Below are 25,598 nucleotides of genomic sequence, written 5' to 3' on the forward strand. Positions count from 1 at the left end.
CTCCCCCTCACATCGTCCCTTTTAACATGCCGTTCCAATACATGATCGGAAGGAAATCTTTTTTCAAGATGTACATACTATGTCGCTCTTTTGCTTGATTGAACGGCATCGACTCTTGGGGAACCTTCTCATAATCAAATTCAGCGAGGATTAACTTGTTATATCCTGTGACAATCGGACACGAAGAGTAACCATCATAAGAAGCCACCACGGGCATGTTGTCGATAAGTGACAGCAAATTCGCCACAACGACCGGGGCCTGCTTACGAATCGCCGCCCCTGTTTTCGATGTGGGAAGGTTTGTACAGTCTCCAATCCCAAAAACGGTATTGAACGATTGATGTTGGAGGGTATGTTTATCAACATTGACCCATCCTCCTGCGTCACTTAAGGGACTGTTTCGAATGAATTGTGGTGAACGCATCGGTGGTGTGACATGAATCATGTCATAGCGAATTTCGAATCCACGATCTCCGTCTAAATCTTCGAATACAGCGATCTTTTCTTCAGCACGAATCTCTATTAAATTGACACGAAAATGTGTTTCGATGTCTTTTCGATCAACTACCTTCTCCAACGCGTTGCGATATTTTTCAACATCAAATATTGCTGGATTTGCCGAACCAAAAATGATTTCACTCTGATCACGAAGTCCTTTTTTCTGTAAATGGTCCTCGACGAGATACATAATTTTTTGCGGCGCCCCCCCGCATTTCACCGGAGATGCAGGATGCGTAAAAAGGGCCGTTCCGCCTTTGAACTGACGTAACGTTTCCCATGTGTAATCCACATGTTCAAACGAGTAGTTGCTACAAACTCCATTCGTGCCTAGTGATTCTTTCAAACCCTTGATTTTTTCCCAATCAATTTCAATCCCCGGCGATACGACTAAATAATCGTATTGTATCTTCCCGTGTTTAGATGTCTCTACTTGTTGCTCATTAGGTAAGAACGTGGTCACTCTATCTTGTAACCACTCAGCCCCTTCTGGAATCAACGTTTCCATATCACGTTCTGATTCTGACTTCTGGGCAGCACCAGCTCCCACAAGTGTCCAGAGCGGTTGATAATAATGTTTTTCAGCCGGATCGATTAATAACACCTCTCCGTTCAAGCTCTTTCGTTCTCTCAACAGACGCGCAGCGACACTGATTCCTCCTGTCCCAGCGCCAATAATAACGACTCGAAAACGCGTTTTCATGGAACTCCCCCTCTTTTGTTTTTCTCTCTGATTGATATCATCTCTTTTGAACAAACTACAACAATCAACCATGAGATTTATCACATTACTATCTTAGTTGAAAGCGCATGCAAGACACATAGGGGGATTCCCTCAATTCGACACGAGCCATACCCTTATCAGAGAATTCTGAGGAAGGTATGGCTCGTTTATAACTTTAAATTTCCTTTTTACAGAAATACCAATCTACACACTCGTATCGTGGGTCTTTTGCCCGTTCTTCAGCTTCTTTCTGTGTCTTAGGCGGTTTGACAATGACTTTATCACCTTTCACCCAGTTTGCAGGGATTGAAACCATATGTTCGTCCGCAGTTTGAAGTCCGTCGAGCGCACGCAAAATTTCTTGCATATTGCGTCCTAAGCTCAAAGGATAGTAGATGATTGTACGTACTGTTTGATTCGGATCAATGATAAAGACCGCTCGTGACGCCTCCGTTGTCCCGCCTTCTGGCATCAACATCCCGTAGTCCGTTGCGACTTTTTGATCAAGGTCTGCAATGATCGGGAACGTCAATTCGACACCGAACTTCTCTTTTACATTCAAAACCCAAGCAATATGAGATGACACACTATCAACACTGAGACCGATCAAGTCAGTATTGCGAGCTTTAAGTTCAGGGTAGATTTCTTGAAAAGCAATAAATTCTGATGTACAAACAGGAGTGAAGTCAGATGGGTGTGAGAAAAGAATCCACCATCTTCCTTCAAAGTCTTTATTCGTGAGCGTCCCATGCGTGGTTTTCGCTTCAAATGCTGGAGCTTGTTCACCGATGCGAGGCATTGGTTTAATAATTGTTTCATTCATAAATGATAATTCCTCCTACTTGATAATTTATATTACATGATAATTATTATCGATAATCACTTCTTCGTATATAGGGGTATTCCCTCAATTGTCACGTAGACCTTTGCATATGTTGAGCCAAGCCGTTATCGATATGGATATAATGGGTACCAAAGAGTTGTCAGAAATTCGTTTTTTATGTGTAACACTCTCGTTGCCCTTGAATGTTTAAATCGCATAATAATCGAGATGACAGCTTTTTTAAATGTGTTTGTTAAGAGATGGATAAAAATGCATTGGAGGAATTTATGATGGCAAGTCAGATTGCATTGGACACACTGAACAAAGAAGTTGCGAACTACGGACTACTCTATGTCAAATTACACAACTACCATTGGTATATTAGCGGCCCACACTTTTTCACATATCATGAAAAGTTGGAGGAACTATACAAATTAACCGCTGAACTTTATGATGACGTGGCTGAGCGTCTTCTTATGAATGATGGAACACCTTACGCAACGATGAGAGAATACCTTGATCATGCAACGTTAAATGAAGGTGACCGTAATAATTCTACGGATATGATGATTGAAGAAATAATCGAGGACTTTAAAGCGATTCGTAAAGAGATGCAAGAAGCCATGGAGCAATTCGAAGATGGAGATGAAGCCATCGAGGATACTTTTGTATCACACATCGAACAACTTGAAAAAGAAATCTGGATGCTCTCTACAGCACTAGGCAAAAAAACGAAGTTATGATGATTTACTATTTGGTAGAATGATACTGTTTTTAATAACTAGATAGGTGAACATAAAAGACTATCGTGCACTCAGAATACATTTGAGGCAGCGTAGACATAAAAATGGTACACAGAAGCAAACGACGACTGTGTAAAAACATAAGAGACTGAGCGTCTATACGAAAATTGGCAACACGAACGATAAACCTCCGCTCTATAACACACAAGCTCTCTCGCTTCAGCTTTCTGCTGGGCAAGAGGGCTTGTTGTCAGTTCGCGTAATGAATCTGTTGCCCGGTGACGAGCGGGTAAACAATCAGCCGCGTCCCGTCTAAGTCTTCATTGAACAGCGACACGGCCGTGATCTGGCTGTTCTCATACGTTTGATAGTAGTAGATGCCTCGGTCCATATTGCAGCAAGACGAGTAGGTCGTATATTCGAACGTCCCATCTGCTGCCTCGTTCAGCCCCCGTGTCTGCATCACGGTGTCCAACAGCTTGAAGAACTGGCTGACGCTCTCGGACTCGGCCTGCCCGGAGACCGAGTTGAATTTGGCGAACGTCGCTCGTACGAATCGCGACGTCGACGATAAGTCCCCGGGTAACCCATGACCGCCTAAGCCGAGGCAATACGGTTCGAGCTCGAGTGCTTTCGCAAACGTGTTGTCCGGTAGCTTCGTCGACACATGACGGTAGTCGTTCAAATTGAACAGTTGATAGTCGAACGACGGATTGTTCGTCAACACGCCGACCGGATTGTCGTACACACGCAATCTATTTTTAAGTGGTTCCACGACGATCGACTGCTGTTGGTCGGCAATCAGCCAATGGAGCGGGTGAAGCCGAAGTACGTCGCTGAAATCGATGTTGACTAAGTTGATCGTCTCGAGTCGTTGCTTCACCTCGCCCACCGTGGCACACTGTCCGAGTATCCAAGGGATGAACTCGAACGGAGACACATTGTCTAACCCGCTCGCCTCCGGTTTGAAGTCGGCGTTGCCCGGAAAATTAAGACCGGCCATACTGAGACCCGATTCATTTGTCGCATCATAATAGAGCGGATAGTCGTCGACGATTGTCGCCATCCCGATCATCGCGTAATGATGAGGGGCATCGTCGACTCGTCTATATTTAAAGGGATAGTTCCTGGGCGTGATCGTCACTTGCTCGTGATAAGAGACGTTCAGGTCAAGATTGCGTCCGAAATAGTGGTCTTTTGTCGAATACGTGATGGCTGTACACATAACAGGACTCCTTCCGTTCAAAAACAGACAACGACACTCTTTGGTCTATTCACGTTATCCGGGGACTTCAACCACAGATCCTGACGACAAAAGACCGGTCAAGCTGTCGCTTTACCGGTCTCGCTCGCTATGTTATACGTGACGTTCGACAGAAGGTTCCAGGTCTTGAAAAAACCAGAGACCAAAGCCCTTTAATCCGAAGACGAGCGCCAGTCCGTAATGCATGAGCGCGCGCAACGAATAGTCGATTGTCTCGACCCGAAACGAGATGAAGAACCCGATCATCAACGCGACAATCACGACGCGAAGCGTGAACGTACTTGCTTGTTCCCCGATGGCTTTCCCCGTCGCGTCACCCTGTGAATACGCCACGTCATGGCGCCAATAATAAAAAACTAACGCGAACGACATCAAAGTACTTTGAGGCACGTCCCCGAGCAGGAGTTCCACTACGACCATCCCGAGCATAACGCCCGTCCCTAGTTTCAGTACGTCTTGGTTCGAAAACTTCTCCCGAACACGAAGCATTACCGAACGCTTCTTCATAACACGATAAACCCGACCGTCAATAGTCCATACATGAAGCCAAGGACAATCACGCTGATGGCAATCGATTTATATTGCGGATACTTATGTAACACGACCGCTCCCGCGATGATGTGAATAAACGCGACGATGAACGTCAAAATGGCAAAGCCCATTTGGTTCTTCCTCTCTTCTAAAAAAATAAATAGAAATTCATGGGAATTCATCCGTTTCCCGGTACAATAAAGAATGCATTTATTATATCAATTTTTGGAAAGAAGGCACACCACACCATGAATTATTCACGTACCGATTTAACGACTGAGGAAATGCTCCTCGTCAACAGCGAAGTCGAGAAAAAGAAACGCAATCTCGTCGTTGCGTATTTGCTTTGGTTCTTCCTCGGAGGATTTGGTGCTCACCGCTTCTATTTCAAGAAGACCGGGAGCGCCATCGCGATGCTCGCTCTCATGGTCGGTTCAATCGTCCTTACGATTGTGTTGATCGGTTTTGTCGGGCTGTTCGCGGCAGGAATTTGGGCGCTCGTCGATGCGTTCCTCATGCCTGGTTGGCAACAACGCGAAGTCGAAACAATCGAGCGGGAGACGATCGAGTCGTTGAAAACTCGTAACGAGCAACAAGCAGCCTTTTAACGATCAGACGGCCACGCAAGCGCGCGGCCGTCTTTTGGTTAGAAACTATTCTCTTTTAAGTAGAACGCGAAATTGCGATGTTTCCGCTCTTTCGTCGCGTAATGAATCCATAACCAGGCGAGCGACTCGAGTTCACGGGCGAGCTTCAAGTGGTGGAGCGTATGCGCGTCGAAGCCGATCTTCGAGGCCAAGCCTTGAACGGCCCGAACCGCCTCCTGATCGTCCCCGGCGATGAACATCATCGACTTGTTCGGGTTCTCCAAGGTCTCGACCCCGGTCTGGTTGAACGCCTTGACGATGCGGACGTGCGGGGCCAAGTCCTGCAGATGTTCGGCCCCGGACTTCCCTTCCGGCCGCTCAATCGCATCAAACTCTTTGGCAATCGGGTTCGTCACATCGATGACGATCTTGTCGTCCAAATCCCGGAGCGACTGAATCAAATCGATCGCCGCCGCGAACGGAGTCGTCAGTAACAGAACGTCACTGTTTGACGCCACTTCTTGGAGCGACATCGTTCCCTCTCGTTCCGTCCGAGTCCCGTATAACACGTCATAGCCGACGTCCTCGAACTTGCGGCCGAGCGTACGCCCGACCTTGCCGGCTCCTAATATCCCGATCTTCATGTATCGAGTCCCCCTTATAATTCTTCGTCCGTCCGCGTAATCGTCCCACCGAGTTCGCTCGCGAGCCCATCGAGCACCGAATGGTCAAACTCTTCCCCGATCCCCATCACACCGGTCTGCCCGGGCTCGATGTTGCCGACGGTCCGTTTGAACGTCTCTTGAATGCTTTGGACGTGCTTCAAATCTTTCGTCCCACCGATCAGTCCGCCGGTGAGCGTCCCGAACAGAATCCCGAACGGACCCCCGAGAATCCCAACCGCCATCCCGATCAACGCGCCTTTCGTCGACTTCGTCACCGGTTTCAGCTGCACCGCGTCCTCAAATGAAAACGCCCCGTTGTCCTCACGCTTGATGACGACGAGTTGTTCGAACCCGATAAGCCCGTCGGCGTGATATTTTTTCAACTTGCTGAACGCCTGATACGAAATCGACTCTTCTGGAAACGTGAACGTAACGATATGGTACGGCTGTTTTTCCTTCTTACTCATGTTGGCTCCTCCTTTTACACATACAGGGACACATCAGCTTTCCTTTAGTTCTTCCCCGGGTTCAGACGAAAAAAAACCTAGTCCGAAGACTAGGCATTCAAGGATGTTTCTCATTCAATTCATAATGCGAGTACGGGATACAGAGCGGCGTCCCGTACAGCGGGTCTTTCGTGACGACGACTTTTAAGCCGAAGACGTCGTTCATGAACGTCTCATCGACGACGTCGTTCGGATCGCCTTGACGGTAGACGTTGCCGCCCGCGAGTGCGATGACGTGATCAGCGTAACGACAAGCGAGATGCAAGTCGTGGAGCACCATGATGATCGTCTTGCCTTCCAACCGGTTCAACCGGTACATTAAGTCGAGGATCTCGATTTGGTGCGACATGTCGAGATATGTCGTCGGCTCATCGAGAAGGATCGTCTCCGACTCTTGGGCCAAGGCGAGGGCGATCCAGACGCGCTGCTTCTGCCCACCCGACAAGTTGCTGACGAGCGTGTCTCGAAGCGAGACCGTGTCTGTGAAGGCGAGCGCCCGCTCGACGGCGCGCTCATCGTCTTCCGAATAGCGCTTGAAGAACGTCTGGTACGGGTAACGGCCGAAGCGGACGAGCTGTTCGACGGTCAGGCCGTCCGGAGCGACGTTCACTTGCGGCATGAACGCCATGAGCCGGGCCGCTTCCTTCGCCCGGTAAGCGTCGAGCGGCTTATCGCGGAACGAGACCGTGCCTGCTAAAGCGTTGCGCTGCCTGGCGAGCGTCGATAAAAGCGTCGACTTCCCGCACCCGTTCGCGCCGATGAGCACGGTGATCTTTCCGTGTGGGATCGAGAACGTCAAATCGTCGAGCACCGTCTTCTGTTCATAGCCGATGGCGACTTGCTGTAAATCAAATGTATTCATCTCATGCTTCCTTTCATCATACGGCGAAGTAAATAGAAGAAGTACGGCGCACCGATGACGGCTGTCATCACACCGGTCCGGAGCTCATACGGATAAAAGATCGTCCGCCCGATCGCGTCCGCCAACACGACGATCGTCGCCCCGACGAGGAGCGTCGCCCAAACATAAGGCAGTTTCAATCCTTGACGGGCGATGTGCGGTGCCATCAGTCCGACGAAGCCGATGGCGCCGACGAAGGCGACACCGATGCCGGCGAGTAAACACGACAACAAGAGCGTCCCCCGTTGGATCCCGCGCACCGGCACCCCGATGCTCGTCGCAACCGCCTCACTGATGTGGAGCGGCCGGACGTGCCGTTCAATCAAGAAAGCGGCAAGTAAAAACAGGATCGCGAGCGGGACCATGATCGTCAGTTGCTTCCACGTCGCTGCGTACACCGTACCGGTCAACCATTGTTGAATATCGTTCTTCCGATAAACGTTCGAGGCGAGCATCATGAACTGGACGAGCCCTTGCGAGAAGATGCTGATCCCGATCCCGATGAGTGCGAGTCGGACCGGCGGGACGCCGCGCTTCAATAAATAAAACAGAAACGCCCCGACCACGAGTGCCCCGGCAAACGAGGCGAACGGGATATAGGCGAGCGGGACGGACAACTGATTCGTCCGCTCGTCGGTGAAGACGGTAAAGAACGTCGCCGTCGCCACCCCGGCCCCACCGACGATCCCGAAAATCTCGGGTGAGGCGAGTTCGTTCTTGATGGTCAACTGTAACAAATGCCCGCTGACGGCGAGACAGGCCCCGGCGGTGATCGCCATGAGCACGCGCGGCATCCGGAACTCGTAGACGATGAGCTCCGCGAACGCGTCACCCGATCCAGCGAAGAGTGCCCCGAGTGACCACGGCGTCAAAAACGTTTCTCCGATGGCGAGACCTAAATAAATGGCAATGATGAGACCGATAAGTAAAGCAACCGCCAAGACGACTTCACGCCTCCTGAGCGTGAACGAGAACGGTCCTTTTCGAAAACTGTATGATTTCATGACTTAAAGACTCCTTGTCTAGCACTGACGAGATAGATGAAGAAAGCTCCACCGATGACGGCGAGCACGACACCGACCGTGACTTCGCGGGGGAATAAAATGATACGTCCGAAAATATCGGCCGCGAGCAACAGTACACTTCCGAGCAGGGCGCTCCCGAGCAACCTCGCGAAAAACGCCGTACCGAACATGTACCTAGCGAGGTGCGGGGCGAGCAATCCGACAAAAGCGATCGGACCGGCCAGCGCGACACCGAACGCCGACAAGATGACGGCGAGCGTCACGGCGACGAACTTCACAACCCCGACGTTTTGACCGAGCGAACGGGCGACTTGATCACCGAGCGACAACGTCTCAAGTTCTTTACTGATGAAGATGACGAGCACGGTCGCGCCAATCATCCATGGCAAGAGCGTCGTCACGAGCGTCAGCGATCGTCCCGCGACCGACCCGGTCAGCCAAAATAGCACTTCGTCGAGCGCCCCTTCCTCATACGCGATAATCGATTGGGTGAACGAGCTGAACAGCGCCGCGAGCGATGCGCCGGCGAGCGTCATATACATGACGTTGCCACCGTTCGCGCTGAGGAGATAGACGATGACACCGGCGATGAAAGCGCCAATGAGTGCGGCCGTCGTGAACGAGGCGATGCTGCTGAACCCGAACAACGTCACGAGCACTATGGCAAGACTCGCCCCGGCGTTGACGGCCAAAATATCGGGTGACGCGAGCGGGTTGCGCGTCACAAGTTGAAACAAGAGTCCGGCCAAGCCGAGGACACTCCCGACGACGAGAGCGACGGCGGTCCGCGGAATCCGGTTGTCCTCTAAGGCGATCATCGCCTTTGAAGATACGTCACCGCCTAAGCCGAGCACGTCTTCGTGACCGACCGGGATGACGCCGACCCGTAAACTGATATAACTCAAGATTGGTAATGCAATGATCAAGGCAAATAGTTTGATCCACGGTTTCATCATTTCCTCACTTCTTTCCTCCCCTACCATAGCAAAATCTCGCTGTTAGAAAAAGGGGTTGACAGTGATAATCATTATCACTTATAGTCGGGAAGGAAAACTTACTATACAAAGGAGACTTTATTCATATGAAAAAACTTGGATTAGCGTTACTTACGCTCTGTCTGACCGTTGTCCTCGCTGCTTGCGGCGGGTCGGAAGAGGCGACCAACTCGAACGAATCAGAAGAAGCAGCGACACGCACGGTCGAGCACGCCATGGGCACCGCTGAAGTCCCAACAGAACCGAAACGCGTCGTCGTCTTGACGAACGAAGGGACCGAGGCGTTGATCGCCCTCGGTGTCAAACAAGTCGGTGCCGTCAAATCATGGAACGGTGACCCGTGGTACCCGCACATCGAGTCTGAGATGACAGATGTGACAGAAGTCGGGACAGAGAGCGAGGTCAACCTCGAGGCGATCGCGAAACTCGAGCCAGACCTCATCATCGGTACGAAACTTCGCCAAGAGAACATCTATGACAAGCTGAACGCGATCGCACCGACGGTCATGTCAGAGACGCTCAAAGGCGACTGGCAAGAGAACTTCGCGCTTTACGCGAACGCCCTCAATCTCGAAGACAAAGGAAAAGACGTGTTAGCTGACTACGACCAACACGTCGAAGACACGAAAACTGAGCTCGGCGACGCCGTGAACAAAGAATTGTCGGTCGTACGTTTCCTTCCTGGCGCGTCACGCATCTACTTCACGGACAGCTTCTCAGGCGTCATCTTAGGCGACGTCGGCGTCAAACGCCCGGCGTCACAAGACCGCACGGAATTCGCTGAAGAAGTCACGATGGAACGCATCCCGGAAATGGACGGCGACCATATCGTCTACTTCACATATGGCGGTGCGGACGGATCGAAAACGGCCGAAGAATGGCAGTCAAACCAGCTTTGGAAAGACTTGAAAGCCGTCAAGGCCGGTAAAGTGACCGAAGTGAGCGACGATACGTGGAACACGTCAGGCGGCGTCTTGTCAGCCAACGAAGTGCTCGACGAACTCGTCACCATCTTGAAATAAGCACAAGCGCGCCAAATCGGCGCGCTTTTTTCAATACACATATGGTAAAATTTACATATCAAATTCGAGATGGGAGTCTACTTGATGCAACGTGCACTTCGAAAATCCGCGACCGACCGTTCTCTCGCCGGTGTCTGCGGCGGCATCGCCGAGTACTTCGGCATGTCCTCGCTCGGCGTTCGGTTACTCTTTCTTATCATGCCCGGAAACATCCTCGTCTACATCATCCTCGCCAACTCGATGCAGGACGCGCCACGTTACCTATGAAAAAAAAAGATTCGAAAGCGGCTGCTTTCGAATCTTTTGCGTTATGCGTTGACTTTGTCTTTCATCGCCGCGAGCGCCCCACTGTTGATGAAGTGCCACGGCTTGTTGTAGTGCGGTTGGAAGAAGAAGTCGACGTAAGCGAGCTCTTCGACCGTCATCTCGTTTTGGATCGCGAGCGACAACGTGTTGACCGCTTGCGTCATATCCGCTTTCGAGAGCACTTGTCCCCCGACGACACGGTGTGTGCCGACTTCATAGACAAGTTTGAACTGGACCGGCTCCGCCGTCGGCATGAACTCAGGGCGGTACGCGTCCTCGATCACGACACTCTCGACGTCGAGGCCGAACAATCCGGCCGCTTCTTCCGTGAGGCCTGACGAGGCGATGTTCCAGTCATAGAGACGAAGACCCGACGTTCCTTGCGTACCTTGGTAACGGACACGCGGCGTGACGAGGTTCTCGGCGACGAGCGTACCCATGCGGACGGCGTTCGTCGCGAGCGGGATGTAGGCGTGTGTGCGCGCCGGGTTGTAGTAGACGGCACAGCTGTCACCGGCTGCGAAGACGTCCGGGTTGCTCGTGCGCATATATTCGTCGACGATGATGGCACCGTTACCGAGCATATCGACTTGTCCTGCGAGCAGTCCCGTGTTCGGACGGAAACCGACACATAGAATGACGAGGTCGGCCTCGAACTCACCTTTGTCGGTCACGACGTGCGTGACGTTGCCGTCTGTCCCGCGGAACGCTTCGACCGTTTGGCTGAGCTCGAGATCGATGCCGCGTGACGTCATGTCGGCTTCAAGTTGGTCCGTGAACGACTTGTCGAGGTACTTGTTCAAGATGCGGTCAGCACTGTCGATGAACGTGACGTGCTTGCCGTACACTTCGAACGCCTCGACGAGCTCGACGCCGATATAGCCGGCACCGATGACGGCGATATTTGTCGCACCCTTCGCCCGCTCGATGATGCGCTGAGCGTGGCCATAGTTTTTGCAAAGTTCGATCCCAGTCATCTCGATGCCAGGCAGCGTCGGGACGATCGGCCAAGATCCTGTCGTCACGATCAAACGGTCGAACGTGTCATATACGTCTTCACCCGTCTCGAGGTTTTTGGCGTGGACCGTCTTCGCTTCCGCATCGATGTTCAACACGTCATGCTTCATGCGCATCGTCGCGCCGAGTTCTTCGAGCTCGGTCGGTGATGAGTAGAACAATTCTTCAGCGCGTTTGACGACGCCGCCGACGTGGAGGGCGATCCCACACGAGAGGAAACTGACGTTGTCGTTCCGCTCATACACGGTGATGTCGAGATTCTCGTGCTTGGCGAGTAAGCCTTTGACTGCTGCTGTTCCTGCGTGTGTACATCCGATGACTGCGATTTTCATATGGTAGTCTCTCCTTTGAGTTGTAGGCAAGTTAGTGTTTGTGACAAATATCACATTCGCTTTCTGAACTTAGTGTACTATTTCACAAGAAGGTTTGACAATCCCTTTGCTCAGTTTTTCACGTAATTATGTCTAAAGTTTGAACGCCGGTTGTGACGACAAAAAACCGTTCCTCGGCAGGAACGGTTTTGATCATGAATTGGACGTGCGTCTCGCTTTCATCCAGTGGTAGATGACGACACCGATATATGTGACGAGACCCATCACATACAATATAAAGCCGTACAAGATCCAGCCCAGGGCGTCCCACCCGCGGACGAAGACGAGTCCGATGATACACGACACGTATCCCACGACGAGCAGCGTCAACGAGAAGGCAAGTCTCCGCTTGAATGGCGACTTCCAAAAGTTCAGCACGGCAATCAACAGAATTGTCGTCAACACACCGATGATGATGAGCTCATCCCCGTAGTACTCCCAAGTCATCGTTTCTCCCCCTGACGTGTGTTTGATTGGTTTCATATGAGCATGTACTTCCTTGTTGCAGAAAAAGCGTTTACGACCAATATCACTTTGAACATGTAGTTTCAGTACGACAGTTTGCGACCAAAAAGCACCGTTATGCCAACCGTGATACGTGCCAACCGACAAGGAGAAACAGTCCGATCAACACGATGGCCAAGCCCCTTTTCAAGATACTTCCAGTTTAGCGCACTCGCATTAAAAAAACACCACGTCTCATGACGTAGTGTTCACTTCTCATTCATTTGCTTCATCAAATCCATCTGTTCTTTCACCATCGCCTCTTTCTCACGTCGGAGCACACCGCGGTACGTCATGCGTGAGATCGATAAGCTGATCTCATATAGGAAGAAGAGCGGCAGCGACACCATGAGGTGCGACGTCAAATCCGGCGGCGTGATGAATGCCGCGATGACGAACAAGGCGAAGTAGGCGTACTTCCGAATTTTTGAGAGGAAGTACGGCGTCACGACACCGATGCGCGTCAAGAACATCGTCACGACCGGCAACTGGAACAACAGTCCGAACGGGATTGTCAGTTGCAACAGGAACGTGAAATAGTTCGTCGCCCCGATGATTTGCGTCAGACCGAGGTCTTGCCCGAGGTCCGTCGAGATATCGAGGACGAGCGGGAACAACCAATAGTAGGCGAATGCGAGACCGATGAGGAACAAGATAAAGATGACCGGGATATAGGCGAGCGTCCATTTTCGTTCATTCGGATGCAGACCAGGTGCGACGAACGCCCACAGTTGATACAGTAGAAATGGACCAGACGCGACGAGCCCGATGACGAGCGCCAAGTTCAAGTAAATCATGAGCGGGTCCGCGACCCCAAAGGCGTTCAGCTCGAGCCCTCGTTCGACGAGGTCCGCCTGCAGATAGGCGAGCACGTATTTGACACTCGGCAAAGCGATCAGAAAGAAGGCAAAGACGACAAATGCCGACAGCATCAGTCGTCTCCGCAGCTCTGTCAAGTGATCGGACAGTGCCCGTTCTTGATCAGGTTGATGGCTCATGGCTTACTGCTCTTTCTTCTCAATTTCTTTCTTGTCGGTCTCGTCGTGCTCTTTCATCATACCGTTCGTGGCATTTTTGAACTCACGGAGCGTCTGCCCCGCTGCCCGGCCGAACTCTGGCAATTTCTTCGGCCCGAAGAGGATGAGCGCGATGATGGCGATGACGAAAATACTGACGCCACCTGGGATACCGACGACGAGTGATGATTGTAGAAATTCCATTATTGATGGACCCCCTCAGCGGATGGATAGTGTTGCATAAAGTAAATGAGCGACTGGAGTTCGATCGACAAGTCGATATGATGGACGCGGACCGTGTCCGGTACAGTCAATCGCGCCGGCGTGAAGTTCAAGATCCCTCGAACGCCATAGCGGACCAAGTCATCGGCAACCGGCTGCGCGTAAGCGGACGGGACCGTGAGGATGGCGACATCGATTTTGTTTTGCTTCATGATTTGTTCCATCTCATCGACGTGATGAATCGGGACACCTGACATCGTCGTGCCGACTTTTGTCTCGTCTGCGTCGAACCCGACGACGATATGTGTGTTATTGTTTTTAAGGAAGTTATAGTTGACGAACGCTGTCCCGAGATGACCGACCCCGACCAAGGCGACGTTCGTGATCTCGTCTTGATTCAGCGTCTTACGGAAAAAGTCTAACAGATACTGTACGTTATAGCCATATCCCTTTTTACCGAGCGCACCGAAGTATGAGAAGTCACGGCGAATCGTTGCCGAATCGACCTTGACCGCCTCGCTCAGTTCAGCAGAAGACACACGCTGTTTCCCTGACGAATGTAGGCTTTGGATAAACCGATAGTATAGTGGCAACCGTTTGGCTGTCGCTTGCGGAATCTTTGGTTCGTTTTGACTCAACGGAAAGAGCCTCCTTTTTACGACGCGTTTCAAACGAATCTGATTTCATACACCTTGATTGTAAACGAATTCACATAAGCACTCAATGAATATACCTGAAAAGGGGAAGAAATAAAGTATACTAAACAGAGAGAAAGGGGTTTTTTCACTTGATCCTACTGCAAGTCAACAACTTATCCAAATCGTTCGGCGTCGAGCCGATTTTAGAGAATGTCAAACTAGAAATCCAAGAAGGCGAACGCGTCGCCCTCGTAGGCCGCAACGGCGCCGGCAAGTCGACGCTGTTAAAAGTCATCGCCGGCGAGTACAATTATGACTCGGGCGACATCATGAAGCCAAAAGACGTGACGATCGGCTATCTCGCCCAAGACTCGGGGTTAGAATCGAACGAGACGATGTGGAACGAGATGCTCACCGTCTTCACCGATTTGATCGAACAAGAGAAGACGCTCCGCCAGATGGAGCAAGACATGGGCTCGGAGCGGATCTTGAACGACCCGGCCGCCTACGAGCGTCTGCTCGCGGCGTATGACGAGGAGCAGCACACGTTCAAAGACCGCGGCGGCTATCAGTATGAAGCGACGATCCGCTCGATCTTGCACGGGATGCGGTTTTACCCGGACGACTTCGAACGTCGGATCGACACGCTCTCAGGCGGACAGCGGACACGTCTTGCCTTAGCGAAGATGCTCCTGCAAAGCCCGGACCTGCTCATCTTGGATGAGCCGACGAACCATTTAGACATCGAGACGCTCAGCTGGCTCGAGAAATATTTGAGCGGCTATAAAGGTGCCGTCCTCATCGTCTCCCACGACCGTTACTTCCTCGACCGCGTCGTCTCGGTCGTCTACGAGCTGTCACGCAACCGCAGCCGCCGCTTCGTCGGGAACTATACAAAGTTCCTCGAGCAGAAGGCCGCGCTTTACGAGCAAGAGAAGAAGCAGTTCGAGTCGCAACAAGAAGAGATCGCCAAGATGCAAGACTTCATCCAACGGAACATCGCCCGGGCAACGACGACGAAACGCGCCCAAAGCGTCCGCAAGCGGCTCGAGAAGATCGACCGTATGGACGTGCCGGACGGTGACGAACGGAGCGCGGTGTTGTCGTTCTCGATCAAACGTCAAAGCGGGAACGATGTGTTGAGCGGCAGCGACCTCGCCATCGGCTACGAGGAACCGATCGCACAACACTTACGTTTCCAACTGCAGCGCGGCGAGTCGGTCGCCCTCGTCGGCCCGAACGGGGTCGGCAAATCGACGCTCCTCAAAGTGTTGACGAAACAACAACCACCCCTCACCGGTGACATCCGCTACGGTACCGGCGTCGAGATCGGCTACTACGACCAGGAACAACAGAACTTGTCGGACACGAACCGCGTCATCGATGAGATTTGGAACGACTGGCCGCTCATGCGCGAGCAAGAAGTCCGCAGTCTGCTCGGCCAGTTCTTGTTCAGCGGGGACGACGTCATGAAACGCGTCCAAGAACTATCCGGCGGCGAACGGGCCCGGCTGACGCTCGCCAAGCTCAAGCTCGAGCAACCGAACTTGCTCGTCTTGGATGAGCCGACGAACCACTTGGACCTCGACTCGAAGATGATCCTCGAGAACGCGCTCGTCGACTATCCCGGGACGATCTTGTTCGTCTCCCACGACCGTTACTTCATCGACCGGCTCGCGACGCGTGTCTTAGAGATCACGCCGAACGGCATCGATGAGTACCTCGGCGACTACTCGTACTACGTCGAGAAGAAAGAAGAGCTCGAGGACCTCGCCCGGCTCGCCCGCGAGGAGACGAAACAAGTCGTCGTCAAGAAGCAGCGCGCCGACAAAGAACAGCAGCGCGAAGAGCGCCGGTTGAAGCAGCGGGTCGAAGAGATCGAGCTGACGATCGAGCGCCACGAAGCGAGGCTAGAAGAAATCGAGCAGCTGTTGTGCGAACCGGACGTGTTCAACGACTTCGCTCGCGCCCAAGAACTGTCGACCGAGTCCGACGCGACGAAAGAGTCGATCACGGAACTGTTCGCAGAATGGGAGGAACTCCATTCATGATGCGTTCCCGTGCCATGCGGATCGATTGGATGCATGCGTTCCTGACCGGATTCGTCTACATCGTGCCGAGCGGGACCGAGTATATCTCGGAACTCATCCGTGGCGAGGCGACGAACGTCCCAATCATTTTATTTTACTTCCTGCCGATTGTCGTCGGGTTTATCATCCAAACATGGTCCGGTATCATCATCAGCCTGTTCAGCGGTCTCCTTATGAGCACGCTGTTCATCCGGCTTGTCATTTGGCCGATCGATGTCACGGTGCATAGCTTTTATGCGCCTGGCTCGGTCTGGGGCCACTTTTATCGAGAGACGCTGTTCATGTGGGTGCTCGCGTTTATCGTCTACGTCGTGAGCCGGGTGAATATGTGGTATCGAAATAATTATCGACAACCGAAAAACTGACGAAAGAGCGCCAATCCGCGTATAGCGGAAGGCGCTCTTTTATTATGATCGAGTATGCTGTTTGAACGTAAAACCCATCGTTAAAAAGATGTAGGGGAATGCCAACAAAATTAAATGGAAATATCCTATACTACCAAAGATGACTTCATCTTGTGCCGGATCAGACATCTCGTCTAAGTAAATGCCTAGGCTGTAGCTATACCAAATCACGTAAGCATAAAAGAATGCTGAAATACCGTAAATAATCTTTCCAATAAGATTTGTTTTACTCGTAGTCACCCCTACTAAAAGAAGGATTGGATAGAGGATTAGCAACGCGATTACAATGAAAAATAACGAATCTGGTTCAAAGTATTGAATGTTCATAGTTTACCTCGCCTTTAATAGTCTGGATTACAAAGTGCTTTATACGTATCCAACAATGAAACATCCGGTCGATTCGTATCTAGATTCCAAGATGATTTCCAAATCGTAGTCGGGTTAACTGCATGACAGATAAATTGATCTTTGAGCTTCGGGCGGTTTGCCGTACTTGTCGCTTGATACGAAGCGTCTGCTACAACTTCAGACCACATCTGTTTTCCGATGGCAGTTGACCCAAAAACGCCTAATAATGCGCCACCCAAAGTATAGCTAGCTGTAATATACGTTCGTGCACATGTCCGTGGATATACAGAAAAAGTATTAGAGTCCGTATACTTCGACGCTGTATTATCGATTGTATCCGAGCAGAACAATGGATCAGCGACTAAAGGATAATCCGTTCCTTCATAATCAATATGTTGGATCAACTGTTGGTCTTTAATCTCATAATATGTTTCGACTTCGTTTCCATTACTGTCTTTCGCCCAAGGGGAGCCAATGAAGACCTCTACCTCACCTTTTTCATTCACAATTTTGTACTCTCCATCTTCGTGAATAATTCGACTACCTTCAGTAATGTCTAAATCTAAGACATATTCTTTTGGCGACTCAGTTGATTCAATGTTGTAGAGGATTTGGACACCTCCTACTAAAGCCACATTTTCAATAGAATACTGTTCTTCTTTGTTTCTGAAAATCACTTTCCCTTCTTCTGTTTTATCGAATTCTAAATTTGAGTCTTCATGTATAATACTAAACTCATCACTTTCTTTCGTCATCGTAACTGATGGATTAGTGAAAAATACTTCAATTTCATTAAGCTGATCCGTATCGTTTACTAAACGATCCTCTTCAATCGAATCTACTTCTGCGTCTGGACGCAATTTCGATTCGCTCCCCCCTGTAGATGCGTAAGCTGGATGTGCTGTCCCCAGTATTGTAAATAAAGCCAAACTACTCATACATGCTTTCATTATAAAACCTTTACTTAACGTTGTGTCCCCCTACTATATAAGCTTTATATTTTGGGAAAAGACAAATATCGGCAGTTCAATCATCTGTTTTCTCTATTCTGCCCATGTCTTTCCCACCACTCTAATAGTATTCAAGATTGCTAATCAATTTTCTAGATGTCTTTTTTATCAAAACAAAAAGGACAATAGTACAACAATTTTCTTAGGTCATGAAAAATATACTAGGCTTATGGCCCTCAAAGTAACCATTTCCCATTTTTGTGATTATAATTTCATCCAGAGTCCACTATTAAAAAGATCACCATAAAGTGACGAGCCCGGTTCATCCGACTGTCAGATAGACTATGTAAACGAACAACAGAAAGTAGGTGAAATCAATGGAGTAGACTAAAAATATCCGCTTGATGGATTATGAATTGCGTCCCATCCATGCGCACATATTATTGGCCGGCTGACTATCGATACTCACTTGGCGCATTTTCTATAAAGTCTACCGTAGTTGCAGTTCTTTTCTCGTCGTCACGTTCTTCATCGAAGACAAATGAAAAAGGCTCACAGAGACGGACAATATCCGTTTCTGTGAGCCTTTTTTAGAAGTAGCGCAGCGGTTGGAAGCCGCGCGTGTGGAAGTCGAGCTTGATACCGTCTTCCGTGATAAAGAAGACGTACTCGTTCGTATCGACGTCGCGGACGAACACTTTATAAAACGTCAGCGTCTCTTCGCGATTCGTCACATAACGGGCCTCATGGGCCGAGATGACTTGCGCGAACAGTTGTTGTTCGTCGAACTCTTTGACGAGCGCATCGAACTTGGCCGCTTCTTCCTCGGTCGCCTCACGGCCCGGGAAGAGCTCGTAATAGGCGTCGCTCGCTTTCGGCTGCACGCCGAGGTTACGGTCGACGACGATGACGCTCTTGATGTCTTGGTCTTCTAGATTCTTATAACCATACAGCGTCTCGATGAGTGTGTTCTCACCGGTCACACGGGTGATGCCTTCGAGCGTATCAGCGCCCGTCAGCGAACGGACCCGCGTCTCTTCTGGGACGATTTCTTCTACATAAGCGATATTATAAGCGCGGATGATCTCACGTACTTGCAAAAACGTCGCAACGACGAGCAATACGATGAGCCCTCCAATGATGATACGTTTCGTCATCTCTCTGTTCCCCCTAGACTGTCATGCTGTCTTCTAAGGATAACCCAGGAACCGCATTCATCGCCAGTGTATCGCGCTTGCCGCGCACATACGCGTGATGCGCCGCGACACCGATCATACCGGCATTGTCCCCGCACAGATTGAGCGGCGGGATGACGAGACGGATGCCTTCCCGTTCCGTCGCTTCCTTAAGGGCGGCCCGGAGCCCGCGGTTCGCCGCGACCCCACCGGCGACGAGCAGCTGCTTCGCGCCTTTTTCTTTCACGGCACGGATCGCTTTCTCCACTAGCACCTCGACGACGCTCGCTTGGAAGCTCGCCGCCAAGTTTTCTGGGATCATCGTCTCACCGCGTTGTTCGGCGTTATGGACGGCGTTGATGACGGACGACTTGAGTCCGCTGAAGCTGAAGTCAAAGCTGCCGGCCTCAAGCCGGACGCGTGGGAACTTATACGTATCTTCCCCGCTAGCTGCCAACCGGTCGATGGCCGGGCCACCTGGATATGGGAGACTGAGCGTGCGGGCGACTTTGTCGTACGCCTCACCAGCCGCATCGTCACGTGTCTCACCGATGACTTCGAACACACCGTGCTCTGGCATGTAGACGAGCTCGGTGTGGCCACCTGAGACGACGAGACAGACGAGCGGGAACTGCATCTCTTCGACGAGTTCATTCGCATAGATGTGTCCGGCGATGTGATGGACACCGATGAGCGGTTTACTGTGGGCGAACGCGAGCGCTTTGGCCGCGCTGATCCCGACGAGAAGGGCACCGACGAGTCCTGGTCCTTGCGTGACCGCGACCGCGTCGACGTCATCCATCGTCACACCGGCTTCGCTAAGTGCGTCATCGATGACGTACGTGATCCGCTCGACGTGGTGACGCGAGGCGACCTCAGGTACGACGCCGCCGAACCGTTTATGACTTTCAATCTGCGACGAGACGACGTTCGATAAGAGCGTCTTGCCGTCACGAATGAGGGCGACCGACGTCTCATCACAGCTCGACTCGATCGCGAGAATGAGCGATGTGTTCATAGTGATTCACTTCCTAACTTCGCCCAGTAAATATAGGCGTCTTCATTATTGTCTTGATAGTATCGTTTCCGGCGACCAGCGTTCTCGAAGCCGAACTGTTCATATAATTTTTGGGCGCCGATGTTTGACACGCGCACCTCGAGCGTGAGCGCTTCGAGTGACTTCGAACGAGCGAACTCGACGAGCTGCGTGAGGAGCATATTGCCGACGCCTTGGCCCCGGTATTCTGGCAAGACGGCGATGTTCGTGATGTGCCCTTCGTCGACGATTTGCCAGACGCCGATGAACCCGATGATGCGGCGCTCATGGACGGCGACGAAATAAATCGCCTGCTCGTTCTTGAGCATCTCGTTCATGAACGCTTCTTTCGTCCACGGGGTCGCGAATGATGCCTCTTCAACTTTCGTGACTTCTTCGACATCGAGCCAGTTCATCCGACGGATTTTGATGTCAGCCATTGTTTTGTCCCTCGAGCCATTTTGCCTCGGCCTCAGCGAGACGAAGGTATTCCGGTTCGAACGCGTGCACGTCCGCCGTCGCTTCACCTAAAGCGACGAGATCTCCGGCCCGGCCATAACTGTGGGCGGCCGGCGCTTCTGTATAGTCATATGCTGCAAGCACGTCACGGAACGGCTCGACGTCACCGACGACGACGAACGGTCCCGTCATGTTCGCTTGTAGCCAATCAGCGACCGAGGCATGACGGTCCGGCGTGACTTGTGCGTTTTGTTGATAGTGCCCGATATAGGCGTTGCCGCGACGCGCGTCAATGAGTGACACGACCGGAAGTTCGGTGTTCGGGGCCGCCGCCATGAGGCGGAGCGCCGATACGCCGACGAGCGGGAGTTTCAATGTATAAGCGAGTGTCTTTGCCGTCGTCACGCCGATGCGGATGCCGGTGTAAGACCCAGGTCCCGTCGTGACGATGATGCGTTCGAGCTCGGTCGGTGTCCATTTGACGGCCGCCATGAGCTGTTCGATCATCGGCATGAGCGTGACGGCGTGGTTTTTCGAGACCATGACCGTCGCTTCTGCCTGGATGCTTCCGTTCTCACTGAGGGCGACGGACAGACGTGTCGTCGCCGTGTCGATCATCAGTTGCTTCATGCGAGCACCTCCTTGACGAGCGTGTCATACGCTTCACCAGTCGGTATGAACGTGATTGAACGTTCCTCGTCGCCTGTCCGTTCGATCGTGATCGCGAGGCGCTCGGTCGGTAGCGACGACTCGATCAAGTTCGACCATTCGACGATGGCGACGCCGTCACCATTGATGTATTCTTCAAGACCGATATCGTCCCCGGTGTCCTCGAGACGATAGACGTCCATATGGTAGAGCGGCAAGCGCCCTTGGTATTGTTTCATGATGGTGAACGTCGGGCTGTTGACGTTACGCGTCACGCCGAGTCCTTTGGCGAACCCTTGGGTGAACGTCGTCTTGCCGGCACCGAGGTCCCCGTTAAGCGTTATGACCGTTCCCGCTTTGACGAGCGCGGCGAGCTTTTCCGCTACGGCCTGCGTCTCTGGCGCGGAATGGGTAATCAATGTATACATGATGTTTCTCCTTTAGTCGATTCTAGCGATACGTACTCATTGTACACTCAATTTTAGGCAAAAAAAAACACGAAACGTCATCGTTTCGCTATCTCATTTAAAAATTGGTTGCGGGGGCTGGATTTGAACCAACGACCTTTGGGTTATGAGCCCAACGAGCTACCAGACTGCTCCACCCCGCGACGACATATGAAATTAAATAAAAATTGGTTGCGGGGGCTGGATTTGAACCAACGACCTTTGGGTTATGAGCCCAACGAGCTACCAGACTGCTCCACCCCGCGACGATTTGAATTGTTTCGACATCCTCTATAATAAGCGAGACTGTTATAAAATGCAACCTTTTTCTTAATGTTTTTTGGAAATTAGAATCGGGAACACTTAAAGGAGTGTAACTTTATTAACAGAAAAGGAGCGCGACCGACATGTCGAAATGGGGTAACCGCTTTAAAAAATGGTTCTTTTCCGAGTTAGATGCGTCCGTTTATTTCCATACGATCCCGTTCGTGCCGAAGCAGACCGTTCACGGGACGCTTCGCGTCTTGAACCCGACGTCAAAAGTGATCCGTCTGCATGAACTGACGCTCAACTTCCTGACGACGTTCAAAGACATCACGCTTGAAGGTAACGAATTCAACCGCGAGGCCGACATTCAGGAAGTCCCGATTCGCCTCACGGCCGTGCTTGAGCCCGGGGCAGAAGAACACATCCCATTCACGTTCGACTTGACGATGTATGCCCCATCGACATCGGGCGCCCCTTACAGTGTCGAAGCGACCGTTTGGGACACCGATGGTAAACGCGTATGGTTCGACGTCGTCGAAAACATCGAGATCGAACCACTCCCTGAGTTGAAACGATTACTCGAAGCAACCGAGCACGCCGGACTCGAGCTCATGTTCGTCCGCAACGTCATCGATCCGCTCGGTGAAGAACGACCTTATCCGTTCGTCGAGAAGTATGGGTTCAAGCCCGTCGGCGACTGGGCCGATGAGTTCGAGGTCGTGAAATCATTCTGGCGCATGGATGAAAATGGGGTCGACGTCTATTACTGGCTCGACAATATCGAACGCCAGCGCACGCTCGACTCGATGGCGACCGACGTCGAACTCCGGCACCGATCCCTCACCTGGGAACAACTCGAGCACGAACAAGACCGCCTCGGACTCGGGATCCAAGATACGCTACGCAGCCACCGCTCTTCATGAGCGGTTTTTGTATGGACTTTTCTCAATCGTCCACGTGTCACCACTGATCGAGACGATCGTTTGAAAGTTGTCGCGATACGGATGCATGAACAGCTCGTATTGCAGACGCCGTTCTTCATGCGATGCTTTCAAGTATTCCATCTCCATCCCTCGCTCCGTTATGTCACGGGCAGCGCGTCGGGCGAACTCCGTATCCCCATCTGTATATAGGTAGACCGATATATCCATATACTTTAGATCGAGAAAGGCGACGCTCATTCCCTCGACGATGGTGACCTGCTTCTCGGGATCGATCCACGTCCGTTCGAGATACGGAACATCCATCGTATAAAACCCGACCCCTTCCCGTACCATCCGGACGTCCCGCTCGAGCGACAACAAGTGATGCGCCGCCGGATGACAGGCCGTCATCTTATAGTGATGCACCTTCCCATCGATCGTATAGTCGATCATCGCACTTTTCCGAAGCGTCGAGTCCGTGATATACGGGTCGGTGTTAATGTAGTTGACCTCACCTAGACGTGCTTGTAACTGTTTGGCGAACGTCGTCTTCCCGGCACCCCCGTGACCCGAAATCCCGATGAGCGTCCGTTCGTTCAGATCAATTTGATCGATGATTTGATCAATGAATCGCTCCATAATAAATCCCCCTTTGATACACTATACACAGAAAGGAAGTGTACCAATCCAATGTCGAACTGTCTATTTTGTCGTCCACATCTCGACCCGTCCCAACGCATCATCGCTGAGAACGATTCGTGCTACTTTCTGATGCATGACCGCGAACAAGACGTCCTTGTCGGTTCTGGTGTCATCGTCCCGAAACAGCATCGGGCGACAACGTTTGAGTTAACACCGACGGAATGGAGCGATACATACACCTTGCTTCATGACGCCAAGTCTTTCCTCGAGGAGACGTACGGTCCTGACGGCTATACGCTTGGCTGGAACGTCGGTACAGCGTCCAATCAGACAGTTCCACATGCCCACTTGCACATCATCCCGCGCTACGCAGACAGACCACATGCCGGCAAAGGGTTACGTCACTGGCTGAAGCGGCCGGAATGATCAAACAGCTCATCGTGTGATGATGAGCTGTTTCCGTTTCTCTTCCATGTCTTCGAGTTGTCGTTCCATACGCTCGACATCTCGCGTCATTTTCTCAATCAGTTTGGCGATCTCGCGATCGAGTCCGTTTACCTTGTCGAGTGAATCATTGATTCGTCCGTGCATCGTCCATTCAGAAAAGATATCATCGAGGAAGTAATCAGCGAACTGAATGAGTGATCCACGTTCGATGTGCAAGCCGCTGACGACTCCTTTCACATCAGCCAATTCACGCGCGAAACGCTCAAGTGCGGATTGGAGTTCATGCATCTTCCGTTCAGAAGCATCGATCGCGTCATGTTTCATCGCTGTCGCAATCAAGCCTCCTCCGAAGAACGTGTCATATGTCGACCAACTCTTCGCACTATCGAGATGTTTGAGCGTCTTTGAAATGGCAGCTCGCGCATCCTTTCCAGCTGCAATGGCTTCTTTATATTCAATGATCGCTTCGGTCGTCTCTACCTGTTGATTCGTGAGACGGTATAACGCTTCTCTTACGTCACGATCCTGCTTCAGGTGACCTTCTTTTTCTTTTATAAACGCTTCCCATTTTACATCGATTCCGTTATATGCCTTAAAGGTTTCATACAAATCACGACGCTCAAGCACTAACTCATCAATCATCGCCTCGTGTTCTCGTAGCTTGAATTCTGCCCGGGCCGCCTCTTCTAGTTCAATCGTACGTTGCTCGCTAAACGTTCCACGCAGCTTAAGCCACGCATTGACGAGTGAGAATGTCTCTAAGTCATAGACATCACGCTGTTCTTTCGTGAATGTATTGAGCAACTGTTTTCGTACGGTCTCATGTTCGACAATTTGTTTGTCGAGAGTCTTCAGTTTACGAGCTAATCGGTCTCGTTCAGCGAGACGCTGTTGAAGTATCAACTGGCGTTCATATAATTCATTCATAGTGGTAACTCCCTTTCTTCTGTAACCCTTGTCTCGTTGTACGATAAAATCCGCCATAAAGTTTCAAATGAACGACAAAAAAGGACGACCAAGCATGTGCTTGATCGTCCTTCATATTGCCCGGCAACGTCCTATCCTCACAGGGGGAGACCCCCAACTACTTTCGGCGCTGAAGCGCTTAACTTCCGTGTTCGGCATGGGAACGGGTGTGACCGCTTCGCTATCGCCACCAGACAAGTATTATAATACCGCTGTTTAATTAAAAAGTCAACGCTTTTTCTAAAAATAGTTTGTTTTATTATATATGAAACAAAAAGACGACCAAGCGTGTGCTTGGTCGTCCTTCATATGGCCTGGCAACGTCCTATCCTCACAGGGGGAGACCCCCAACTACTTTCGGCGCTGAAGCGCTTAACTTCCGTGTTCGGCATGGGAACGGGTGTGGCCGCTTCGCTATCGCCACCAGACAAGGGATTGT

31 protein-coding genes, 2 tRNA genes and 2 rRNA genes are annotated in these 25,598 nt (G+C 51.3%); 8 read left to right on the plus strand and 27 right to left on the minus strand.

Annotation, left to right across the window (positions count from 1 at the left end; all coding sequences use genetic code 11):
- Nucleotides 1–7: 7 nt before the first annotated feature.
- Together EVJ26_RS09805 and EVJ26_RS09810 are read right to left on the minus strand one after the other, a co-directional pair.
- Nucleotides 8–1,201, minus strand: coding sequence for an NAD(P)/FAD-dependent oxidoreductase (locus tag EVJ26_RS09805; protein ID WP_131458211.1), 1,194 nt, complete (start codon nt 1,199–1,201; stop codon nt 8–10).
- Nucleotides 1,202–1,397: 196 nt separating this feature from the next.
- A complete protein-coding gene (locus EVJ26_RS09810; protein WP_070329005.1) occupies nt 1,398–2,045 on the minus strand; it encodes a peroxiredoxin in 648 nt (215 codons plus the stop codon).
- Between the two features lie 290 nt (nt 2,046–2,335).
- Between EVJ26_RS09810 and EVJ26_RS09815 the strand changes: the two genes are divergently transcribed.
- The gene (locus EVJ26_RS09815) at nt 2,336–2,788 is read left to right on the plus strand and encodes a Dps family protein (RefSeq protein WP_070329004.1); all 453 of its coding nucleotides are present in this window, start codon (nt 2,336–2,338) and stop codon (nt 2,786–2,788) included.
- Nucleotides 2,789–3,038: 250 nt separating this feature from the next.
- On the opposite strand, the gene bsh is transcribed toward EVJ26_RS09815, so the two are convergent.
- From bsh to EVJ26_RS14480, 3 genes are all read right to left on the minus strand, one after another.
- Nucleotides 3,039–4,013 carry a choloylglycine hydrolase gene (gene bsh, locus EVJ26_RS09820; protein ID WP_131458209.1) on the minus strand — a complete coding sequence of 325 codons (975 nt, stop codon included), beginning with the start codon at nt 4,011–4,013 and terminating at the stop codon, nt 3,039–3,041.
- 132 nt (nt 4,014–4,145) lie between these two features.
- Nucleotides 4,146–4,541 carry a hypothetical protein gene (locus tag EVJ26_RS09825; protein ID WP_131458207.1) on the minus strand — a complete coding sequence of 132 codons (396 nt, stop codon included), beginning with the start codon at nt 4,539–4,541 and terminating at the stop codon, nt 4,146–4,148.
- Nucleotides 4,542–4,555: 14 nt separating this feature from the next.
- Complete coding sequence (locus tag EVJ26_RS14480) at nt 4,556–4,714, minus strand: hypothetical protein (protein WP_016509914.1); 159 nt, start codon at nt 4,712–4,714, stop codon at nt 4,556–4,558.
- Between the two features lie 117 nt (nt 4,715–4,831).
- Here EVJ26_RS14480 and EVJ26_RS09830 point away from each other — a divergent pair, with 117 nt between their 5' ends.
- On the plus strand, nt 4,832–5,191 hold the full coding sequence (locus EVJ26_RS09830) for a TM2 domain-containing protein (protein WP_131470355.1): 360 nt from the start codon (nt 4,832–4,834) through the stop codon (nt 5,189–5,191).
- 38 nt (nt 5,192–5,229) lie between these two features.
- Here EVJ26_RS09830 and EVJ26_RS09835 read toward each other — a convergent pair whose 3' ends face one another.
- The 5 genes from EVJ26_RS09835 to EVJ26_RS09855 all read right to left on the minus strand — a co-directional run bounded on the left by EVJ26_RS09835 (nt 5,230) and on the right by EVJ26_RS09855 (nt 9,223).
- The gene (locus EVJ26_RS09835; RefSeq protein WP_236635547.1) at nt 5,230–5,814 is read right to left on the minus strand and encodes an NADPH-dependent F420 reductase; all 585 of its coding nucleotides are present in this window, start codon (nt 5,812–5,814) and stop codon (nt 5,230–5,232) included.
- A gap of 14 nt (nt 5,815–5,828) precedes the next feature.
- Nucleotides 5,829–6,302: a hypothetical protein gene (locus tag EVJ26_RS09840; protein WP_131458200.1), complete on the minus strand. Its 474-nt coding sequence runs from the start codon at nt 6,300–6,302 to the stop codon at nt 5,829–5,831.
- 97 nt (nt 6,303–6,399) lie between these two features.
- Nucleotides 6,400–7,203, minus strand: a complete 804-nt coding sequence (locus EVJ26_RS09845; RefSeq protein ID WP_131470357.1) for an ABC transporter ATP-binding protein — start codon at nt 7,201–7,203, stop codon at nt 6,400–6,402.
- Nucleotides 7,200–8,246: a FecCD family ABC transporter permease gene (locus EVJ26_RS09850; protein ID WP_131458196.1), complete on the minus strand. Its 1,047-nt coding sequence runs from the start codon at nt 8,244–8,246 to the stop codon at nt 7,200–7,202. Before EVJ26_RS09850 ends, EVJ26_RS09845 begins: the two co-directional genes overlap by 4 nt.
- Nucleotides 8,243–9,223, minus strand: a complete 981-nt coding sequence (locus EVJ26_RS09855; protein WP_131458194.1) for a FecCD family ABC transporter permease — start codon at nt 9,221–9,223, stop codon at nt 8,243–8,245. Before EVJ26_RS09855 ends, EVJ26_RS09850 begins: the two co-directional genes overlap by 4 nt.
- A gap of 125 nt (nt 9,224–9,348) precedes the next feature.
- Between EVJ26_RS09855 and EVJ26_RS09860 the strand changes: the two genes are divergently transcribed.
- Together EVJ26_RS09860 and EVJ26_RS09865 are read left to right on the plus strand one after the other, a co-directional pair.
- Entirely contained in the window at nt 9,349–10,284 is a 936-nt protein-coding gene (locus EVJ26_RS09860) for an ABC transporter substrate-binding protein (protein ID WP_131458192.1), read from the plus strand.
- An 84-nt stretch (nt 10,285–10,368) separates the two neighbouring features.
- The gene (locus EVJ26_RS09865; RefSeq protein WP_035386443.1) at nt 10,369–10,551 is read left to right on the plus strand and encodes a PspC domain-containing protein; all 183 of its coding nucleotides are present in this window, start codon (nt 10,369–10,371) and stop codon (nt 10,549–10,551) included.
- A 41-nt stretch (nt 10,552–10,592) separates the two neighbouring features.
- Here the strand turns inward: EVJ26_RS09865 and EVJ26_RS09870 are convergent, their stop codons facing one another.
- The 5 genes from EVJ26_RS09870 to EVJ26_RS09890 form a co-directional block, all read right to left on the minus strand.
- Complete coding sequence (locus EVJ26_RS09870) at nt 10,593–11,939, minus strand: FAD-dependent oxidoreductase (RefSeq protein ID WP_131458190.1); 1,347 nt, start codon at nt 11,937–11,939, stop codon at nt 10,593–10,595.
- Nucleotides 11,940–12,131: 192 nt separating this feature from the next.
- On the minus strand, nt 12,132–12,425 hold the full coding sequence (locus tag EVJ26_RS09875; RefSeq protein WP_131458188.1) for a hypothetical protein: 294 nt from the start codon (nt 12,423–12,425) through the stop codon (nt 12,132–12,134).
- A gap of 266 nt (nt 12,426–12,691) precedes the next feature.
- Nucleotides 12,692–13,480 (minus strand): twin-arginine translocase subunit TatC, encoded by a 789-nt coding sequence (tatC, locus tag EVJ26_RS09880; protein ID WP_131458186.1) that lies wholly within the window; start codon nt 13,478–13,480, stop codon nt 12,692–12,694.
- Nucleotides 13,481–13,483: 3 nt separating this feature from the next.
- Complete coding sequence (locus EVJ26_RS09885; protein ID WP_016509907.1) at nt 13,484–13,702, minus strand: twin-arginine translocase TatA/TatE family subunit; 219 nt, start codon at nt 13,700–13,702, stop codon at nt 13,484–13,486.
- Entirely contained in the window at nt 13,702–14,358 is a 657-nt protein-coding gene (locus EVJ26_RS09890) for a redox-sensing transcriptional repressor Rex (protein ID WP_131458184.1), read from the minus strand. The genes EVJ26_RS09885 and EVJ26_RS09890 overlap by 1 nt, the downstream gene beginning before the upstream one ends.
- A gap of 149 nt (nt 14,359–14,507) precedes the next feature.
- Here EVJ26_RS09890 and EVJ26_RS09895 point away from each other — a divergent pair, with 149 nt between their 5' ends.
- A complete protein-coding gene (locus EVJ26_RS09895; protein WP_131458182.1) occupies nt 14,508–16,409 on the plus strand; it encodes an ABC-F family ATP-binding cassette domain-containing protein in 1,902 nt (633 codons plus the stop codon).
- On the plus strand, nt 16,406–16,813 hold the full coding sequence (locus EVJ26_RS09900) for a hypothetical protein (RefSeq protein WP_233589699.1): 408 nt from the start codon (nt 16,406–16,408) through the stop codon (nt 16,811–16,813). Before EVJ26_RS09895 ends, EVJ26_RS09900 begins: the two co-directional genes overlap by 4 nt.
- 380 nt (nt 16,814–17,193) lie before the next feature.
- Here the strand turns inward: EVJ26_RS09900 and EVJ26_RS09905 are convergent, their stop codons facing one another.
- From EVJ26_RS09905 to EVJ26_RS09940, 8 genes are all read right to left on the minus strand, one after another.
- The gene (locus tag EVJ26_RS09905; RefSeq protein ID WP_131470358.1) at nt 17,194–18,150 is read right to left on the minus strand and encodes a DUF2599 domain-containing protein; all 957 of its coding nucleotides are present in this window, start codon (nt 18,148–18,150) and stop codon (nt 17,194–17,196) included.
- Nucleotides 18,151–18,740: 590 nt separating this feature from the next.
- Complete coding sequence (locus EVJ26_RS09910; protein WP_071399028.1) at nt 18,741–19,307, minus strand: hypothetical protein; 567 nt, start codon at nt 19,305–19,307, stop codon at nt 18,741–18,743.
- Nucleotides 19,308–19,320: 13 nt separating this feature from the next.
- Nucleotides 19,321–20,343 carry a tRNA (adenosine(37)-N6)-threonylcarbamoyltransferase complex transferase subunit TsaD gene (tsaD, locus tag EVJ26_RS09915; protein WP_131470359.1) on the minus strand — a complete coding sequence of 341 codons (1,023 nt, stop codon included), beginning with the start codon at nt 20,341–20,343 and terminating at the stop codon, nt 19,321–19,323.
- Complete coding sequence (gene rimI, locus EVJ26_RS09920) at nt 20,340–20,801, minus strand: ribosomal protein S18-alanine N-acetyltransferase (protein WP_131470360.1); 462 nt, start codon at nt 20,799–20,801, stop codon at nt 20,340–20,342. Before rimI ends, tsaD begins: the two co-directional genes overlap by 4 nt.
- On the minus strand, nt 20,794–21,450 hold the full coding sequence (gene tsaB / locus EVJ26_RS09925) for a tRNA (adenosine(37)-N6)-threonylcarbamoyltransferase complex dimerization subunit type 1 TsaB (protein WP_131458176.1): 657 nt from the start codon (nt 21,448–21,450) through the stop codon (nt 20,794–20,796). Before tsaB ends, rimI begins: the two co-directional genes overlap by 8 nt.
- Complete coding sequence (tsaE, locus tag EVJ26_RS09930; protein WP_070328987.1) at nt 21,447–21,896, minus strand: tRNA (adenosine(37)-N6)-threonylcarbamoyltransferase complex ATPase subunit type 1 TsaE; 450 nt, start codon at nt 21,894–21,896, stop codon at nt 21,447–21,449. The genes tsaB and tsaE overlap by 4 nt, the downstream gene beginning before the upstream one ends.
- A gap of 105 nt (nt 21,897–22,001) precedes the next feature.
- A tRNA-Met gene (locus EVJ26_RS09935) sits at nt 22,002–22,078 on the minus strand.
- Between the two features lie 25 nt (nt 22,079–22,103).
- Nucleotides 22,104–22,180: transfer RNA gene (locus EVJ26_RS09940), tRNA-Met, on the minus strand.
- A 141-nt stretch (nt 22,181–22,321) separates the two neighbouring features.
- On the opposite strand from EVJ26_RS09940, the gene EVJ26_RS09945 reads away from it, so the two are divergent.
- Nucleotides 22,322–23,104, plus strand: coding sequence for a sporulation protein (locus EVJ26_RS09945; RefSeq protein ID WP_016509933.1), 783 nt, complete (start codon nt 22,322–22,324; stop codon nt 23,102–23,104).
- Here EVJ26_RS09945 and EVJ26_RS09950 read toward each other — a convergent pair.
- On the minus strand, nt 23,099–23,743 hold the full coding sequence (locus EVJ26_RS09950) for a uridine kinase family protein (RefSeq protein ID WP_131470361.1): 645 nt from the start codon (nt 23,741–23,743) through the stop codon (nt 23,099–23,101). The two genes, EVJ26_RS09945 and EVJ26_RS09950, sit on opposite strands and share 6 nt — an antisense overlap.
- Before the next feature lie 51 nt (nt 23,744–23,794).
- Here EVJ26_RS09950 and EVJ26_RS09955 point away from each other — a divergent pair, with 51 nt between their 5' ends.
- Nucleotides 23,795–24,172, plus strand: coding sequence for an HIT family protein (locus tag EVJ26_RS09955; RefSeq protein ID WP_131470362.1), 378 nt, complete (start codon nt 23,795–23,797; stop codon nt 24,170–24,172).
- Between the two features lie 9 nt (nt 24,173–24,181).
- On the opposite strand, the gene EVJ26_RS09960 is transcribed toward EVJ26_RS09955, so the two are convergent.
- The 3 genes from EVJ26_RS09960 to rrf (EVJ26_RS09970) form a co-directional block, all read right to left on the minus strand.
- Nucleotides 24,182–25,120, minus strand: a complete 939-nt coding sequence (locus EVJ26_RS09960) for a coiled-coil domain-containing protein (protein ID WP_131469533.1) — start codon at nt 25,118–25,120, stop codon at nt 24,182–24,184.
- 118 nt (nt 25,121–25,238) lie between these two features.
- Nucleotides 25,239–25,354 (minus strand): 5S ribosomal RNA (rrf, locus tag EVJ26_RS09965).
- Between the two features lie 117 nt (nt 25,355–25,471).
- Nucleotides 25,472–25,587 (minus strand): 5S ribosomal RNA (rrf, locus tag EVJ26_RS09970).
- Nucleotides 25,588–25,598: the final 11 nt, after the last annotated feature.

The organism is Exiguobacterium sp. SH3S1, assembly GCF_004337105.1.
In the GTDB taxonomy this organism is placed as follows: domain Bacteria; phylum Bacillota; class Bacilli; order Exiguobacteriales; family Exiguobacteriaceae; genus Exiguobacterium; species Exiguobacterium aurantiacum_A.

Coding starts and splice junctions, on each gene's coding strand:
- EVJ26_RS09805 (WP_131458211.1), bottom strand. CDS start 1,201: ATGAAAACGCGTTTTCGAGTCGTTATTATTGGCGCTGGGACAGGAGGA.
- EVJ26_RS09810 (WP_070329005.1), bottom strand. CDS start 2,045: ATGAATGAAACAATTATTAAACCAATGCCTCGCATCGGTGAACAAGCT.
- EVJ26_RS09815 (WP_070329004.1), top strand. CDS start 2,336: ATGGCAAGTCAGATTGCATTGGACACACTGAACAAAGAAGTTGCGAAC.
- bsh (WP_131458209.1), bottom strand. CDS start 4,013: ATGTGTACAGCCATCACGTATTCGACAAAAGACCACTATTTCGGACGC.
- EVJ26_RS09825 (WP_131458207.1), bottom strand. CDS start 4,541: ATGCTTCGTGTTCGGGAGAAGTTTTCGAACCAAGACGTACTGAAACTA.
- EVJ26_RS14480 (WP_016509914.1), bottom strand. CDS start 4,714: ATGGGCTTTGCCATTTTGACGTTCATCGTCGCGTTTATTCACATCATC.
- EVJ26_RS09830 (WP_131470355.1), top strand. CDS start 4,832: ATGAATTATTCACGTACCGATTTAACGACTGAGGAAATGCTCCTCGTC.
- EVJ26_RS09835 (WP_236635547.1), bottom strand. CDS start 5,814: ATGAAGATCGGGATATTAGGAGCCGGCAAGGTCGGGCGTACGCTCGGC.
- EVJ26_RS09840 (WP_131458200.1), bottom strand. CDS start 6,302: ATGAGTAAGAAGGAAAAACAGCCGTACCATATCGTTACGTTCACGTTT.
- EVJ26_RS09845 (WP_131470357.1), bottom strand. CDS start 7,203: ATGAATACATTTGATTTACAGCAAGTCGCCATCGGCTATGAACAGAAG.
- EVJ26_RS09850 (WP_131458196.1), bottom strand. CDS start 8,246: ATGAAATCATACAGTTTTCGAAAAGGACCGTTCTCGTTCACGCTCAGG.
- EVJ26_RS09855 (WP_131458194.1), bottom strand. CDS start 9,223: ATGATGAAACCGTGGATCAAACTATTTGCCTTGATCATTGCATTACCA.
- EVJ26_RS09860 (WP_131458192.1), top strand. CDS start 9,349: ATGAAAAAACTTGGATTAGCGTTACTTACGCTCTGTCTGACCGTTGTC.
- EVJ26_RS09865 (WP_035386443.1), top strand. CDS start 10,369: ATGCAACGTGCACTTCGAAAATCCGCGACCGACCGTTCTCTCGCCGGT.
- EVJ26_RS09870 (WP_131458190.1), bottom strand. CDS start 11,939: ATGAAAATCGCAGTCATCGGATGTACACACGCAGGAACAGCAGCAGTC.
- EVJ26_RS09875 (WP_131458188.1), bottom strand. CDS start 12,425: ATGACTTGGGAGTACTACGGGGATGAGCTCATCATCATCGGTGTGTTG.
- tatC (WP_131458186.1), bottom strand. CDS start 13,480: ATGAGCCATCAACCTGATCAAGAACGGGCACTGTCCGATCACTTGACA.
- EVJ26_RS09885 (WP_016509907.1), bottom strand. CDS start 13,702: ATGGAATTTCTACAATCATCACTCGTCGTCGGTATCCCAGGTGGCGTC.
- EVJ26_RS09900 (WP_233589699.1), top strand. CDS start 16,406: ATGATGCGTTCCCGTGCCATGCGGATCGATTGGATGCATGCGTTCCTG.
- EVJ26_RS09905 (WP_131470358.1), bottom strand. CDS start 18,150: ATGAAAGCATGTATGAGTAGTTTGGCTTTATTTACAATACTGGGGACA.
- EVJ26_RS09910 (WP_071399028.1), bottom strand. CDS start 19,307: ATGACGAAACGTATCATCATTGGAGGGCTCATCGTATTGCTCGTCGTT.
- tsaD (WP_131470359.1), bottom strand. CDS start 20,343: ATGAACACATCGCTCATTCTCGCGATCGAGTCGAGCTGTGATGAGACG.
- rimI (WP_131470360.1), bottom strand. CDS start 20,801: ATGGCTGACATCAAAATCCGTCGGATGAACTGGCTCGATGTCGAAGAA.
- tsaB (WP_131458176.1), bottom strand. CDS start 21,450: ATGAAGCAACTGATGATCGACACGGCGACGACACGTCTGTCCGTCGCC.
- tsaE (WP_070328987.1), bottom strand. CDS start 21,896: ATGTATACATTGATTACCCATTCCGCGCCAGAGACGCAGGCCGTAGCG.
- EVJ26_RS09945 (WP_016509933.1), top strand. CDS start 22,322: ATGTCGAAATGGGGTAACCGCTTTAAAAAATGGTTCTTTTCCGAGTTA.
- EVJ26_RS09950 (WP_131470361.1), bottom strand. CDS start 23,743: ATGGAGCGATTCATTGATCAAATCATCGATCAAATTGATCTGAACGAA.
- EVJ26_RS09955 (WP_131470362.1), top strand. CDS start 23,795: ATGTCGAACTGTCTATTTTGTCGTCCACATCTCGACCCGTCCCAACGC.
- EVJ26_RS09960 (WP_131469533.1), bottom strand. CDS start 25,120: ATGAATGAATTATATGAACGCCAGTTGATACTTCAACAGCGTCTCGCT.